At 56.5% G+C, this 14,588-nt stretch carries 12 protein-coding genes; 5 read left to right on the top strand and 7 right to left on the bottom strand.

Going from position 1 to position 14,588, the window contains the following annotated elements; all coding sequences use genetic code 11:
* Window positions 1–4: 4 nt before the first annotated feature.
* From NYE26_RS04905 to cobD, 5 genes are all read right to left on the bottom strand, one after another.
* A complete protein-coding gene (locus tag NYE26_RS04905; protein WP_339254291.1) occupies window positions 5–1,465 on the bottom strand; it encodes a PLP-dependent aminotransferase family protein in 1,461 nt (486 codons plus the stop codon).
* Between the two features lie 684 nt (window positions 1,466–2,149).
* Entirely contained in the window at window positions 2,150–2,893 is a 744-nt protein-coding gene (locus tag NYE26_RS04900) for a histidine phosphatase family protein (RefSeq protein WP_339254290.1), read from the bottom strand.
* Window positions 2,894–2,988: 95 nt separating this feature from the next.
* On the bottom strand, window positions 2,989–3,945 hold the full coding sequence (gene cbiB / locus NYE26_RS04895) for an adenosylcobinamide-phosphate synthase CbiB (protein WP_339254288.1): 957 nt from the start codon (window positions 3,943–3,945) through the stop codon (window positions 2,989–2,991).
* A gap of 40 nt (window positions 3,946–3,985) precedes the next feature.
* Window positions 3,986–5,065 carry an adenosylcobinamide amidohydrolase gene (locus NYE26_RS04890; RefSeq protein WP_339254286.1) on the bottom strand — a complete coding sequence of 360 codons (1,080 nt, stop codon included), beginning with the start codon at window positions 5,063–5,065 and terminating at the stop codon, window positions 3,986–3,988.
* Window positions 5,062–6,153 (bottom strand): threonine-phosphate decarboxylase CobD, encoded by a 1,092-nt coding sequence (gene cobD / locus NYE26_RS04885; protein WP_339254284.1) that lies wholly within the window; start codon window positions 6,151–6,153, stop codon window positions 5,062–5,064. Before cobD ends, NYE26_RS04890 begins: the two co-directional genes overlap by 4 nt.
* Before the next feature lie 754 nt (window positions 6,154–6,907).
* Here cobD and NYE26_RS04880 point away from each other — a divergent pair.
* Window positions 6,908–7,912, top strand: coding sequence for a lipoate--protein ligase (locus NYE26_RS04880; protein ID WP_339254282.1), 1,005 nt, complete (start codon window positions 6,908–6,910; stop codon window positions 7,910–7,912).
* 107 nt (window positions 7,913–8,019) lie between these two features.
* Here NYE26_RS04880 and NYE26_RS04875 read toward each other — a convergent pair whose 3' ends face one another.
* Entirely contained in the window at window positions 8,020–8,730 is a 711-nt protein-coding gene (locus tag NYE26_RS04875) for a metal-dependent hydrolase (RefSeq protein ID WP_036727589.1), read from the bottom strand.
* Between the two features lie 231 nt (window positions 8,731–8,961).
* Between NYE26_RS04875 and NYE26_RS04870 the strand changes: the two genes are divergently transcribed.
* The 3 genes from NYE26_RS04870 (at window position 8,962) to NYE26_RS04860 (ending at window position 11,381) form a co-directional block, all read left to right on the top strand.
* Window positions 8,962–9,873 (top strand): DMT family transporter, encoded by a 912-nt coding sequence (locus NYE26_RS04870; RefSeq protein WP_339254280.1) that lies wholly within the window; start codon window positions 8,962–8,964, stop codon window positions 9,871–9,873.
* 141 nt (window positions 9,874–10,014) lie between these two features.
* Entirely contained in the window at window positions 10,015–10,827 is an 813-nt protein-coding gene (locus NYE26_RS04865) for a Cof-type HAD-IIB family hydrolase (protein ID WP_339254278.1), read from the top strand.
* 197 nt (window positions 10,828–11,024) lie between these two features.
* Window positions 11,025–11,381, top strand: a complete 357-nt coding sequence (locus tag NYE26_RS04860; protein ID WP_339254276.1) for a hypothetical protein — start codon at window positions 11,025–11,027, stop codon at window positions 11,379–11,381.
* Window positions 11,382–11,385: 4 nt separating this feature from the next.
* Here NYE26_RS04860 and NYE26_RS04855 read toward each other — a convergent pair whose 3' ends face one another.
* On the bottom strand, window positions 11,386–13,149 hold the full coding sequence (locus NYE26_RS04855) for an ABC transporter ATP-binding protein (RefSeq protein ID WP_339254274.1): 1,764 nt from the start codon (window positions 13,147–13,149) through the stop codon (window positions 11,386–11,388).
* A 483-nt stretch (window positions 13,150–13,632) separates the two neighbouring features.
* On the opposite strand from NYE26_RS04855, the gene NYE26_RS04850 reads away from it, so the two are divergent.
* On the top strand, window positions 13,633–14,571 hold the full coding sequence (locus tag NYE26_RS04850; protein ID WP_339254272.1) for an AraC family transcriptional regulator: 939 nt from the start codon (window positions 13,633–13,635) through the stop codon (window positions 14,569–14,571).
* The last annotated feature ends 17 nt before the right edge of the window (window positions 14,572–14,588 follow it).

Here is a 14,588-nt window from a genome sequence, read left to right as displayed (position 1 = left end):
CACCTCATTCTCCCATGATTTGCCGTGCTGTCTTCCCGATGATTGCAATACCCCTCACGATATCCTCATCCGCCACCCTGGAGAATCCCAACCGCAACGTATTCTGTCCTGCACCGTCTGTGAAGAAGATGTCTCCCGCCGTAAAAATAACTCCCCGCGCATGGCAAGCCGCCAGCAATTCCCTTGTATTGAAGCCTTCCGCGAACGTTACGAACAGATGCAGCCCGCCATCACCCGACAAGGAGGCATACGGAATATGCTCTTTACAACAGGCTAAGGTCAGTTCGTATTTGCGTTTATACTCCAGCCGGGCTTTTTTGAGATACTTCTCCAGGTTGCCGCCCAGCAGGTATTGATACAGAATGGACTGGTCGAGCGTCGAGGTATGAATGGTCCGCGCCCGCTTCACACTCTCCAGATAATAGATCAGTTCCTCATCCGCCAGCACCCAGCCCACCCGCAGCCCGGGGAACAGGACTTTGGAAAAGCTCCCCAGATACACCACGCCATTCCCGCCGCCCGCCGCCGCAATTAACGGAGCCACATGGGCGCCGGAATACCGCAGCTCCTCGTTGAACCCGTCCTCAATCACCGGCACGTTATAGTCCTGCATCAGCTTCATTAGCCTTTGTCTTTTCTCGGGAGACATGACGATGCCGGTGGGATTGTGGTAGGAGGGAACCAGATAAGCACAGTCATATTGCCGCGCCTCCAGCGCCTGCTTCAGCTCCCCGAGGTGGATGCCGTCCCGCTCCATCGTGACTCCGTGAATTCCGAAGCCGTGCAGCTTCAGATTCTTGATCGCCGTATGATGCGTCGGATTCTCGCAGACCACTGTGCCATGACGCTTGCCGAGAGCCGACAGCACCAGGTCGAAACCCTCCGTGAACCCGTTCGTAATCAGCAAATCCTTGCCGCGCAGATCTACGCCTTTATGCTCCATATATTGTTTGAGATAGTCTATTAATGGCTTATAGCCTTTGGCATATCCATAATTCAGCAGAACGTTGCCCTCTACGGACATACGCTCCAGGAACGCTCTGCGCACATGATCCAGATCGAAGAGGCGCTCATCCGGGGCGATGCTGGTAAAAGAAATCGTGCCCTTCTCCGCGCGTATCCCCCGCTTCATAATGTCCAGCTCCTCCGCGAGCAGCGCCTGGCTGCTGAGCCGCTCTGTCCAGTCCAGCGTCCATGGGGCGGCTTCCGCACCGTTCTGCGCTGCCGCGCCTTGTGCGACATAGCTGCCCTGGCCTTGTACGGTATAGGCAAAGCCATCGTCTTCCAGCCCCTCATAAGCCGAGATCACCGAGTTCCGGCTGACCTTCAGCAAGGTGCTCAGCTCACGTGTCGAGGGCAGCTTCTGCCCGCCTTGGAGCGCGCTTTTGATGATGAGATGCTTCATGTAATCCTTCACCTGGATCGATACCGGACGCCCGGCAATGAGCTTGAAATCCTTAAACATCCTGTGATCGCCTCCATAGCTATCATGGCACAGACGCTGCCGTAAAAAAAGAACCACCGCCCCGGGATTTTCTTCCGGGCGTGGTTCTGTGGGGGATGAGGGGCGGGAATGTGCCGCCTGCGGTGCTGGTAGGCGTCCCCGCCTGTTGAGAACGGAATGTCTGATGAGAGGCTGCCAATGCTCCCGGGACCAGACGTTCCAGATATAATACTGCGAGTGCCCGCATGGGACCGGAATGCTGATGTGCTGCTACGAGTACCCACATGGGACCTAAACGACGGGTGCGGCGGGACAGGGACATGATGTGATTATACCAGTTGGCTCTAGACACCATTCGGGCGCTCTCCTGAGGGTTCTATTGTATTTCGTACAGTCAGATTAGCGTATATTGACACTTTTTCGTGTTCTGCTGCATTATGTACATTAGAAATTTGGATTTTGCCCGTTATGGGGGCAATTGCTGATATTCTGTTGCAGGAAATACAGTAGAACGTGTTTTGGCACGGTTATTAGACCAATCTGATGTACATAGTGCAACTCACCCGTTAGCAGTTGCACGGAATCATCAGCGGTTGCGTTATCGTCAGGGAAATCGTCAGTATCTCGTTAGCGATAGCGTATTCGTTAGCGGAATCTTCAGTATCTGCGATAGTGGAATCGTCAGCGTTAGTAGTTACGCCACATTCACCCGTTAGCATTCTCCGCTGCCATCCGCCAGCTTCCTCCAACCTTCCGCAGATGCAGGACCGTAACCTCACCTGGAGCCGGTGCTGCTGCGGTATAGAATGTCACGCCTTCGATGATCCGCGCCAGCAGCTGCCGGATGACACCGCCGTGGGTCACCAATAGCACACGATAAACCACGGGTGCCTGCTTTGACTCTAGCTCCCGTGCTGTGGTCTTTGGCATATCTCTTCCTTGGACGCACTCTTCTCGGCTTGCCGAATCCGCACCTGGCAGCGCAGCAACAGAACCTGTTGCGTCTGTCTCTGCTCTTGCTTCAATTCCTAGCTCTGCTTCCCGCTGGAGTTGACCCCAGACAGCCTCCACCCGGCCCGTGAAGTCCTCCCATGACTCCCCTTCCGGCGGCGTTACCGATTCGGGATGATCGATCCAGTTGCGGTAATGTCCATTATCCTGTAGCTGCTCATAGGTGCAGCCTTCCCAGGCACCGAAATCCATCTCCCGCATCCGGGAATCATAGACCGCCTTCTGCTCCAGGTGCGGAGTCAGGATTGTTAGAGTCTCTCGGCACCGGCGCAGGTCGCTGCAATAGACTTGCTGAAATTCCCCGCTAAGTGCAGACTGCAACCGAAGATCAGCAAGCCGATGCGCTTCCCCCGGTAGCAGTGGGAGATCTGTCCTGCCTAAATAGCGCCGCTCCTTGTTCCACTGCGTATAGCCGTGACGCAGCAGCACCAGTTCCATTTGCACTGGCTGTAACAGGTTTCTTGGCGCGCTGGAATTTCCCCGAGGAGAACCTCCACTCCATTCTGCTTGGCAATGGTCAGCTTTCACCCCGCTCAGCCCCCGATCCCGTGCCATAGCAGGGCAACGGCTGCACAGATGCAGACAAATATTGCGGATGACCACATCATCATCCGCGAAGTCACAATAATATCCTCCGGCTCCATCGTCCGCAGCGGATCACCCATGTAAGCGCGGAAGGAGACGATGCCATGGTATACATTCTCGCCGCCCAGCCGGATGCCGAGGGCCCCGGCAACTGCCGATTCCGGGTAGCCGCTGTTTGGACTGGGATGAAGGCGGGCATCCCGGCGCACGGTGCGCCAGCATCTCCGCCATTCCAGCCGCAGGAGCGCAGCACATAAGGTTAAGAGCAGTGCGGTCAACCGCGCCGGTATGTAGTTGGCGACATCGTCCAAGCGGGCCGATGCCCAGCCGAGGTCGCGGTATTTATCGTTCTTGTAGCCGACCATGGAATCCAGCGTGTTCACCGCACGGTAAGCCATGGCCAGCGGCGCCCCGCCCAGCAGGGCGAAGAACAGCGGAGAGATGATCGCATCGACGATATTCTCTGCGACCGTCTCCACCGTACCGCGCACAATCTCCGGGCTGTCCAGATGAGCCGTATCCCGGCCCACGATCATCCCCAGCGCCCGGCGCGCGGCGGGAATATCTCCTGAACGCAGCTCGGTGTATACTGCCATGCCTGCATCCTTCAATCCCTTGGAGGCGATGGTGGTCGAGATCAGCCAGACTTCGGCAAGCCAGGGAGACAGGCGGGCGAGCAGCATAACAAGCAGCGCGGTCAGCGCCCAAGCGCCGCCCGCCACCAGCAGCGGAAGAAGAATACCGGCCCGCTTCAGAGCACTTGGAGCTGAGGCGAAGCGGCGAATCCCCCGCTCCAGAGCACTAATGACCTTCCCTATGTAAATAACCGGATGGGGCAGGCTGCGCGGATCACCAACCACCCGGTCCACAATATAAGCAGAGAGCAGGATGATAGCAAGCTTCACCTTGGCTCACCCCGCCGCTCTGTATAGCAGTCCGTGTTCGTCATTCCCGGCCGCCGCTCTGAGCGGCATGAGGCTGAGCAGACCGTGCATCCTGTGAAGCTTCCGCGTGTACTCCGTATGCTTCCTGTAACACATCCGCTTGTACTCCGTGCCCAACCTGCGATACCTCAGCGTGCCCCCCATGTGCAGCTTGTAACGCTCCCGCGTGTACTCCTTGCTTTGCCTGCGATGCTTCCGAGTTTACTCCGTGTACAGCCTGCAATCCTTCCGCCTCTGCCCTGCTCTCGGATTGCGCTGCCTTCACTGAGCGCAGGCTCTCCGTCACCGCGCTGTACACCAGTCTGCCAATGGCTCCGCCGAGGTCAGTCGCCGTTCCGGCATACACATGCTCCGCAGCATAGCGGCGGCTTCCGCTCACTGCGATCACAATGGCATCCGTAGTGGTTCCCGTTGCGCCAAGCCCATTCTCGGAATCCGTGATTCCGAGGTCTGCCAGCGCCGCAGCCTTCGCTTCCGTGGCCGTCATGATAGCATTGACCATGGCCGACTGGGACAGCCAGCCGTCGATGCCGAGCATGATATTGATCGTGCCCGGACGGTAGGCCGCAAGCACACTACGCTCCGACCCGGCCCGGGCCGCGTTGCCCGCCGCCGCTGTTACGCAGCAGAATATCCCCGCTGATCCCGTATCCTCCTCGGCTACAGCGGCGTGCTCCAGCGGAACTGCTGTCATCAGGCCTGCGCAGCCTTCCAGCGGGTAGCCCCACTCCTGAAGCTTGTTTTCCAGATCCTGCACCGGATTGCTGCATTCGTAGTCCCTGCTGACGTATTGGTTCACCGCACGTTTCAGACGCCCCGCGCCTCCACCATATACTGCACTCGATATACTATCCGCTTCAGCCGGAAACTCCACCAGCAGATGGCCCTCCCGCCATTCCAGCGTCAGCCCGGGCCACACCTTACTGCGGTACGTCTGCTCCCCGTCTTCGGCCTTAAAGGGCAGCTTTACCTTCGCTTCCTGCACTTCCTTTGCTTCCTTCATATCCTTCGCTCCTCTCCGTTCGCTCCGATTAGCCCTCTTCGCGCGCTCGCAGCCTGCACTGCCGCCGTTCTTGCTCACAATCCCGCCCGCAGCAGCTCCCCCATCTGCCGCAGCAGACGGTCGTTGTCTACGCGGCCCTTGACCGCGACGCGGATATGCCCGGCTTCAAGGCCGGGGTACATCGCGCAGCTGCGGACTAGAATGCCGCCCGCGCCCAGCCGCCGCTGCATCTCCTGCGCGCTCCACGGAGCGGGCAGCCGCAGCAGCAGGAAGTTCGCTTCGCCCGGCAGCACGCCGCAGCCGAGCTCAAGCAAGCCCTCCCGCAGCCGCTGCCGCTCGGCTGCGATCAGCGCGCGCGTCTCCTGCCCGTAGCCGTCGCCGCAGCGCAGGCAAGCTTCCCCGGCCAGCAGCGCCAGGCCGTTCACGCTCCAGGTCACCTGCTTGCCGCTCATGGCCGCGGCAAGAGCCGGATGCGCGGCAGTGAAGCCCAGCCGCAGCCCCGGAATAGCAAAAAACTTCGTCATCGAGCGCACCAGCACCGTATGACGATAAGCCCCAAGCTCCGGCAGCAGAGATTGCCGGTCCGCTTCCGGGATGAAGTCGATGAACGCTTCATCCACCGCCAGCACCGTCCCGCAGGTCTCCGCCTGCTGCGCGAGCTGCCGCAGCGCGTCCAGCGGATACTGGACGCCGTTCGGATTATTCGGCTGGCCGAGGAACAGCAGATCGACCTGCTCCAGCAGGCCGGAGATGCTGTCCACAGCAGCCCGGTAATCCGTCCGGCTGGTCCCCTGAACGGACAAGACCTCCGCACCGAACTGCTCCGCGAGCTGGCGGTACTCGGAGAAGCACGGCTCCACGATGCCCACCCGGCGCGGAGCCACCGCCAGCAGCAGCAGCGCCATCGACTCTGCCGCCCCGTTCGCCACGGTAATCCAATCCGTGCCAAGACCCAGGTCCTCCGCCAGCAGTGACTTCAGCCTGCGGTGGCCCGGATCGGGGTACGCGGTGATCGCAGAGACCGCATCCCTCAGCAGCGCCAACACGCCCGGCGGCGGACCCAGCGGGTTAATATTGGCGCTGAAATCCAGGAAGCCGCTGCCGCTGTCCCCGTATAACTCGGCGGCGGTCAGCAGATCACCGCCGTGGCCGTATTTTTCAAGCATATGTATAGCCTCCATGTCCATATTTCCCCATTGTATATATCCGCCGCGTCCATCTTTCCAGTCCTATATATCTTCCGTGTCCATATTTTCCCATCATACATCCTCCCTGTCCACTATAGATAATCTATCAATGCTCCATCAGGTAATTTACTTCTATGTATGTCTCACTTCACTAACCAAAAGCTCTATTACCATTCTCCCAATTATTGGCCAATTCCCGGAAATTCGTCAATGCTATATCGCCTATGCACCCTGCCTTGAACCCGTAAACTTTCTGCATAGCCCCGTAACCCCGACTTGATCTCAAGGCTGATGCTATTTGTGACGGCCGCTGCGAACTGCGAATACTCTAACTGCACTTTGTACAACTAAAGGGACCGATATTCACGCGGAGTGCGTTTTAATTGCAGTTTGTACATCTAAAACTAACCCTATCTCAAATAATAGCAGCATCTCCTATTTTTAATTGTACAAAGTGCATTTAAACGGATAAACCCGCTGATTTCCCTTCCTTTAGTTGCACGAAATACATTTAACCGCTATATACATGCCGCACGCACCTGTTCATGATGCTCAGACACTCATCCGTCAACCGTTTCAATCCGCCACCCACGCCAATTCATCTTATTCCCCCATCCTACCCGCCAATAGCCCCCGCCCCTCCACCCGCCATTCCCGTTCCGTTTTGTAGAAATCTCTCTTTTAGTTTAGAATAAGTACAGCAGTTTACTATGGTCACGCGGAGGAATCACGAATGCTTTTTATCGATAATACCGGAATTACAGACGCATCGATCAATCTGGCCATTGAAGAGTTTGCGCTCAAAAACCTGCCGATGGACGAGAGCTACCTGCTCTTCTATATTAACAGCCCGTCGATCATCATCGGCAAGCATCAGAATACGATCGAGGAGATCAACCAGGAGTATGTAAAGGACAACAACATTCAGGTCGTACGGCGGTTATCCGGCGGCGGCGCGGTGTATCATGATCTCGGCAACCTCAACTTCAGCTTCATTACCAAGGATGACGGCCAGTCCTTCCACAACTTCCTGAAATTCACCCAGCCGGTCATCGACTATCTGAAGTCTATGGGCGTGAATGCCGAGCTAAGCGGACGCAATGATCTTCAGGTCGGGGAGCAGAAAATCTCCGGCAACGCCCAATTCTCCACACGCGGACGTATGTTCAGCCACGGAACCCTGATGTTCGATCTGAATCTGGATGATGTGCAAGCTTCCCTGAACGTGAATCCCGAGAAGTTCAAGTCGAAGAGCACCAAGTCCGTACGCAGCCGTGTCGCCAATATCAAGGAGCTGCTGGGCAATCCTGACATGACGATTGAACAATTCCGCGAGGGGCTGCTGCGTTCCATCTTCGGGATGGAGGCCGCTGACGTTCCGCAGTACAAGCTGACCATGGACGATTGGGTGCGGATCAATGAGATCTCCAAGGAGCATTACCAGAATTGGGACTGGAATTACGGTCTTTCGCCGAAAAGCAATGTCAAGCATACCCGCAAATTCCCCGCAGGGCTCGTGGATATCCGCATGGACATTGAAGATTCCATCATCCGGGAGATCAAAATCTACGGCGACTTCTTCGGCGTCGGCGATGTGGCAGATGTGGAGAACGCGCTGCGCGGCAAGCGTTATGAGGAAGCAGAGGTCCGCCAGGCGCTGGCTGATCTCGATCTGAAGCATTACTTCGGCCGTATTGAGCCGGAGGACTTCATCGGACTTGTGTTTCTTGAGGAATAGCTTCATAGCAAGCCGAATTTTATATTTTAAAAGAACCCCGCTAACCTGCCGCATCCTGCGCAGAGCTAGTGGGGTTCTTTGTCTTCGTATGCTTGCCGGGTTCGCTGCTATACAAGCACGAACACATACAACACCAGCGCCAGCGTAAGCATCACGCATACTTTCTCCACCGCGTTGCCCTTCTTCGTGCCGGTGCTCATCAGCTTAAGCCGCAGCTTAAATGGAATCGGAGGCAGCGGGGTGATCCCGCGCTGGGTCAGGGAGTCGGCGAGAAGATGCAGCCCGTAGGACAGGCTCCCGGCAATCCACAGACTGCCGCCGTCATTCATGTCAAGGGAGACGAAGTACAGCAGCGCGCCCCATCCGGCAACGGCATACAGCGTATGCGTGATTCCCCGGTGAGGAACTATGGAAGCTACGACCAGCACACAGGCGGCGATATAGTTCCACGGATCATAGGCATCGGCAAAAGCAAACAAGGCCAGCGCAATCAGCAGCATCACCAGATGCCGCAGCCTGCGGCTGGGCAGGAAGGATACGCTGCCCACCAGCAGCGCCAGTGCGATATTCCAGGGCGGCTCCGCTATCCCGGCAAAATAAAGATAAATGCCCGCTCCGATCAGCGACACCTGCAGAATACGCAGCAAAAACTCCGGCACGGCCTTGCGTACCAGCATGGAATTCGGCTCGTCGATATCGGGCAGCAGCGAGCTGACGACGGCGACAGCAACAGCAGGAAGGGTAATAGCATGCCCTAGCAGGCTCATGGCGGACAGGGTAACCCCGGTGCTGATAACTAAATGGGATTTGCCCATCATGGTGAATCCGCTCCTTAGATGAAAGTATAAATGCTTCTCGATGTCTTGAAATAAGAACAGGTGTGCGGTTACCGAAGTATACCAAGGCTTTCCTTTTTTGTCCAGCTTATATGTAGTTTCCAGGCTCTTCACGCCCGCGGGGCCAAGGATGCCGCACAGTTTCGGCTTGTCCTGCCCCCTGTTTTAGGATACAATTTGGACAACTCAACTGGCCCTGAAAGGATGAACCCTGTGAATCGCTCCCGAATCGCCGATCTAAGTCTGCTACTGGTGGCGATGATGTGGGGATGTACGTTTCTGATCGTGCAGTCTGCCGTACGGGTGCTGCCGCCGCTTGCTTTTAACAGCATCCGGTTTACAGGCGCCGCCGTGCTGCTGGCCTTGATTACCGCTGTCTTCTACCGCCAGGAATGGCGTAAGCTGAGCTTACGCATGGTGATGCACGCCCTGCTGCTGGGCCTATTCCTGTTCCTCGGCTACGGCTTCCAGACCGTCGGGCTGCTGTACACCACCACCTCCAACACGGGATTTATCACCGGGCTGTCGGTGGTGCTGGTCCCGTTCCTGTCTCTGGCACTGCTGAAGACGGCCATCTCCAGATATACCTGGCTGAGCGCCGGGCTTGCAGCGGGGGGCTTGTATCTGCTGACCTTTACCGGCTCTGCCTTCTCCCTTAATAAGGGCGATGGCCTGATTCTGCTCTGCGCCGTGGCTTTTGCGCTGCAGATCGCGTATACCGGCAGATACGCACCGCGTTATCCGGCCCTGCCGCTGGCGGCGCTTCAGCTTGGCTTCGTAGGCCTGCTCAGCATCGCCGCCTCCCTGCTCGTGGATGGAAGCGGCCCGCTGCTGCATAGCGGAGAGCTGCTCCGCCAGCCGGAGGTGCTCTCTGCTATGCTGATCTCCATCGGCCCGACCAGCGCCTTCGCCTTCTGGATTCAGACGGCCTGCCAGAAGTACACCACCCCGTCCCGGGTGGCGATCATCTATGCCATGGAGCCGGTGTTCGCTGCCGTCACCGGCCTGCTCTTCGGCGGAGAGACGCTGGGCGTATCCGCGCTGCTCGGCTGCGGCTGCATTCTGGCCGCCATGCTGCTGGCGGAGCTCAGCCCCACGCCGTCAGGAACGCAGGCGGAGGGCTGAGCCCGAATCCGCGAACCCTTTTACCAGATTAGCATTAATAAGTTCCATTGCTACAGACAAAAGAGCCGTGCTTCCGTCCCCCTTCCTATAGAAGTTATAGCGGATAGCCGGACTACAAACCATACTTAGGAGAGAACCCAAATGTACAAATTGATTGCCATTGATATTGACGATACCCTGATTAACGACGACAAGGAAGTGACCCCGGCCACCCAAACCGCGCTGGAGCAGGCTGTAGCCGCTGGCGTAGTAGTTACTCTGGCTACCGGACGCGCTTATGCTTCCGCCCAGGCGATTGCCCGCCAGACCGGTCTGAACGTGCCCATCATCACCTATCAGGGCGCACTGGTGAAGAATCTGCTCGATGAAGCAGTGCTCTATGAGCGTTATGTGCCGCAGGACGCGGTGCGCAAGCTGTTCCAGTATTGTGTGGAGCATGATCTGCACCTGCAGACTTACATTGACGACAAGCTGTATGCCCGCGAAGAGAACCAGAAGCTGATTGACTATTCGACTCTGAACGGAACGCAGTACTATATCGAGCCGGACTGGGAAACGAAGCTGGTTCCGCAAAAAACACCAAAAATGCTCATTATCGACGATCCGGACTTCCTCGATGAGCTGTCCCCGATCCTGCGCAGCCTGCTCGGCGATTCGGTGCATATTACGAAGTCCAAGCCGCATTTCCTGGAGATCATGCACCATGAAGGCACCAAAGGCCTGGCGCTTGAATTCCTGGCTAAGCATTTCGGCTGCGACCTGTCCGAGACCATCGCTGTAGGCGATTCCTGGAATGATCATGAGATGCTTGAAGCTGCGGGTCTTGGTGTGGCGATGGCGAATGCCATTCCTGCGCTTAAGGAAATCGCAGATTTCGTTACACTCAGCAACAATGAGGACGGCGTGAAATACGCCATTGATAAATTCATTCTTAACGCAGGTCAAGAAGCATAAGCTGCTGCAACAACAGCAGAACATCTTATGCTAAATAACCCCACAAAGTGGGGCTTTAGCTTCGATGTATATTCAGGTACTTTGCGGGGACCCCAGAACATCTAAATTATCTTTCCAAAAAGGGTGGCCCCCCGCAGGTTCATGGTACGAACTGCGGTGCGCCACCCTTTTATACTAAGTAGAAAGGAAGTGCCTTCATGGAAGAGTTATCGAATGAGGAACAACTGCAATCCATAGCCTCTATGCAATCGACCATCCGTAAGCTTGAGAGCGCCTTAACCCAGATGACGCACAGCGGCACCAATACTACTCTGGTCCAGAAACGCCTAGATGCTATGCACATCGGGTTAGCTGTTCTGGACCATGTCTGGAATCAGAAGCCGCTCTCTTATCCCCCTGCCGAGCTGGCAGAAGCCCGTCATGTTCTTCTCGGGTTAACCCCATCCGTAGAATCTAGTTATGCTAAGTCTAAGGCCGGGAGCCCGCAGCGGACGCTTCTAGAAAGAAGATTGAAGGCGCTGGGACAGGTGATCCAGGCAATGGATACTCTATAACAAGCTAGGCTGTGGGGGTTAAAAGTTCCTCCGCCGCCTCCTGCTCAAGCTGGGAATGATACAGATCCGAGTACCGTCCCTCCGCCGCAAGCAGCTCCTCATGTCCGCCCCGCTCCACAATCTCCCCGTTCTCCATCACCAGGATGACATCGGCATTCTGGATCGTTGAGAGCCGGTGGGCGATCACAAGCGTTGTCTTATCCTTCATCAGCTTACGGATGGCCTGCTGGACCATTCGCTCCGACTCATTGTCGAGGGCAGCCGTAGCTTCATCCAGCAGCAGAATCGGCGCATTTTTGAGCATCGCTCTGGCAATGGACAGCCGCTGCCTCTGACCGCCGGACAACCGGGAGCCATGCTCGCCAATATCCGTGTGTATGCCTTCCGGCAGCTCCGTCACGAACTCATACGCATTCGCCTGCCGCAGCGCCTCGACAATCTCTTCGTCTGACGCACCGGGCTTGCCGCTCTCGATATTGTCCCGGATGCTCCCGGAATACAGGCCCGACTCCTGAGGCACATAGGCGAAGTAGCTGCGCAGCTCTGCCAGCGGTATTCCGCTGATCGGACGGCCGTTGATCGCAACCTCACCTGCATCCGTCTGGTAGAAGCCCAGCAGCAGCTTGAACAGGGTGGATTTCCCGCCGCCGCTCGGACCTACTACGGCCATTTGCTGGCCGCGTGCCAGCTCCAGACTGACCTTGTTAAGGCTCTGCTTCTCACTGCCCGGATAGCTAAATGACACCTCTGCGAGCTGAAGCTCCCCGAACCCCGGCAGCTCCGTCTGGACCTCAGGCAGCACCTCAACCTCAGCAGGCGCATCCATCACCTCGAAGATCCGTTCCGCCGCACCCAGCGACTGCTGCATGGAAGCGACCAGGCCCGGCAGGGACGAGAACGGCCCAACCAGATAATTCATCAGCTGAATGAAGGCAATCATCGCCCCAACCTCAAGGCTTCCATTCGCCACGAACCACCCGGCAATCACCAGCGCCAGCAGGAAGGTCAGATTCCCCAGCAAGGAGGAGATCGCTCCGGTGGCTCCTTCGATTCTCGCTTTCTTTTTCTCTCCTGAGGCAATATCCTCACTGTAGCCAACATATTGCTTCTGCAGCCTGCGCTCCATGGAGAATGCCTTGAACACCATACTGCTGCCCAGAATATCGTTCAGAAAAGCCGTAGTCCGGCTCATACTTTCCTGCACCCGCACACTGTTGATGCGCATCGCATTGCCGAAGATTTTACCGGTCAGGAACAGCAGCGGACCGATGGACAGGCAGATCAGCGCCAGCAGCCAGTTAATATAGAGCAGATAGCCGAAGGAGGCTACCGCCAGCAGCGGGTTGCGCAGCAGATCCAGCATCACCTGCCCGCAGGCTTCCCCCACAGACTGATTGTCATTCGTGAACCGGGACAACAAATCACCGGAATGATTGCGGTCGAAATAAGACTGCGGTAAGGCCAGCGTATGCCCCATCATGTCCTGACGCAGCTCATTTCTGATTTTGGCCGATACATTGGTCTTGAGATACGCACTGACGAAGGTATTCAATCCCGTAACCAGCAAGAATAGAATCCCGAACCAGGTAAGTCCCTTGAACGCCTCCACATCCAGCCGAACAGCAGCATCCGTAATCCGGGCCAGGAACCAGGCCATCGTAAGATCGAGCACAATACTGAATAACGTCACCAACAGCAACACGGCATAAATCAGCTTATGTCTAAGCATGTATGTACTTAATCTGGCAAAAGCACCTTTCTTCTTCACAACATCAGCTCCTCTTTAGAATTCCGCACCCCGCACCTTGGCATATACCTTGCTGTCATGGAGTTCCCCGTCCAGCCCGCGGGTGCTTTTGTGGAGAATGCCATCCCCACTGACACATCGTTTTAGTATAGTACCTCCTTCTCTTTTTGAAAATAAAGAAATATACGCATCATATTCATAAAACTGGAAGTCGACCCCGTCGTGGGCTCACTCTCTGCGGCTCCGATGCCACTAGTGTACTAGACCCCTGGCAAGGACCCCAGCGGCGGGGGGCGGATTCCCGTATCGGTCTTAGGGCTGAAATACATGGAAAGCAGTTGTGAAGGGAAATGAATGCTATAGCTTCAAAAGACACTGCGGAGTTATGCGGGGATTATGCGGAAATCATTACGGATACTTGGTGATCACTTGGGGGAAATATGGGGGAGAGTATTGTATACTTGCACAAAGTATGGATGGTTAAGAGAGGAGGAATGAATTGTCGTGGCCAAAACACATATTGAAGAATCAGCTGAAGAGCAAACAAGGCTGGAAACCTCCCGGTTAGCCAGCTTGATCGAGGCTCATGTTACACGTGACGGGACTGCCGAGACAGCGATACAAGGATTGTATTTCAACCGCTACTCCAGAACAGAGCTGTCCGATTACATGTACACGATGCAGTGGCCAACCGTGGGGATTGCAGCGCAGGGGACCAAAATCATCAAGATCGGCAAACAGACCTCCGAATACAGCGGCTCACGTATCCTTGTTGCGCCCGTAGCGGTGCCCATCAGCATGCAAACGATTCAGGCAAGCTCTTCGGAGCCTTTCCTCGGCGTGGGCGTCTATCTCGATCCGCACAAAATCGCTGCGCTCATACCGAAGATCTACCCTAACGGTCTGCCAAAAACCGGCAAGCGCAGCGCAAGCTATGTGCTGGAAGGCGAACCTGCCTTGATCGGCGCGGTAGCCCGGCTGGTCGCGTGTCTGGACGAGCCCGGCGATAACGGCCTGCTGGCCTCGCTTGCAGCGGATGAGATTTTCGTCCGGCTGCTGCGTAGTCCAATCGGCGTGTATGTGGCCGAGACTGTGCTGGCCGGATCGAATGTCCAGCGCGTCGCCAAAGCGATCGATTGGCTGCGGAGCCACTTCGCGGAATCACTGACTATTGCCGAGTTGGCCGCCATGGTTCATCTCAGCGAATCCTCGTTCCGCGAATATTTCAAGTCGGTGACCTCAATGAGTCCGCTGCAGTATCAGAAAGCGCTCCGGCTTCAGGAGGCGCGGCGGCTGATGCTTTCCGGCGGGCGGGATATCACAACAGCTTGCCGGCTGGTCGGGTATATCAGCGATTCACAATTCAGCCGGGATTACAGCCGTTTTTTCGGAAATCCGCCGAGCCGGGATATTTCCAAATGGAAATCGGGCCTCATCTCCTGAATGCTACCCAGCAAGCC

Origin of the sequence: Paenibacillus sp. FSL P2-0136, assembly GCF_037975325.1 — a bacterium.
Lineage (GTDB): Bacteria > Bacillota > Bacilli > Paenibacillales > Paenibacillaceae > Paenibacillus_AQ > Paenibacillus_AQ silagei.
This window is presented reverse-complemented; position numbering and strand designations above follow the sequence as displayed.

What these genes read in the sequence shown, in the direction of transcription:
- NYE26_RS04905 (WP_339254291.1), bottom strand. Translation starts at nt 1,465, where the DNA reads ATGTTTAAGGATTTCAAGCTCATTGCCGGGCGTCCGGTATCGATCCAG.
- NYE26_RS04860 (WP_339254276.1), top strand. Translation starts at nt 11,025, where the DNA reads ATGGAAGAGTTATCGAATGAGGAACAACTGCAATCCATAGCCTCTATG.
- NYE26_RS04865 (WP_339254278.1), top strand. Translation starts at nt 10,015, where the DNA reads ATGTACAAATTGATTGCCATTGATATTGACGATACCCTGATTAACGAC.
- NYE26_RS04900 (WP_339254290.1), bottom strand. Translation starts at nt 2,893, where the DNA reads ATGGAACTGGTGCTGCTGCGTCACGGCTATACGCAGTGGAACAAGGAG.
- NYE26_RS04880 (WP_339254282.1), top strand. Translation starts at nt 6,908, where the DNA reads ATGCTTTTTATCGATAATACCGGAATTACAGACGCATCGATCAATCTG.
- cobD (WP_339254284.1), bottom strand. Translation starts at nt 6,153, where the DNA reads ATGCTTGAAAAATACGGCCACGGCGGTGATCTGCTGACCGCCGCCGAG.
- NYE26_RS04875 (WP_036727589.1), bottom strand. Translation starts at nt 8,730, where the DNA reads ATGATGGGCAAATCCCATTTAGTTATCAGCACCGGGGTTACCCTGTCC.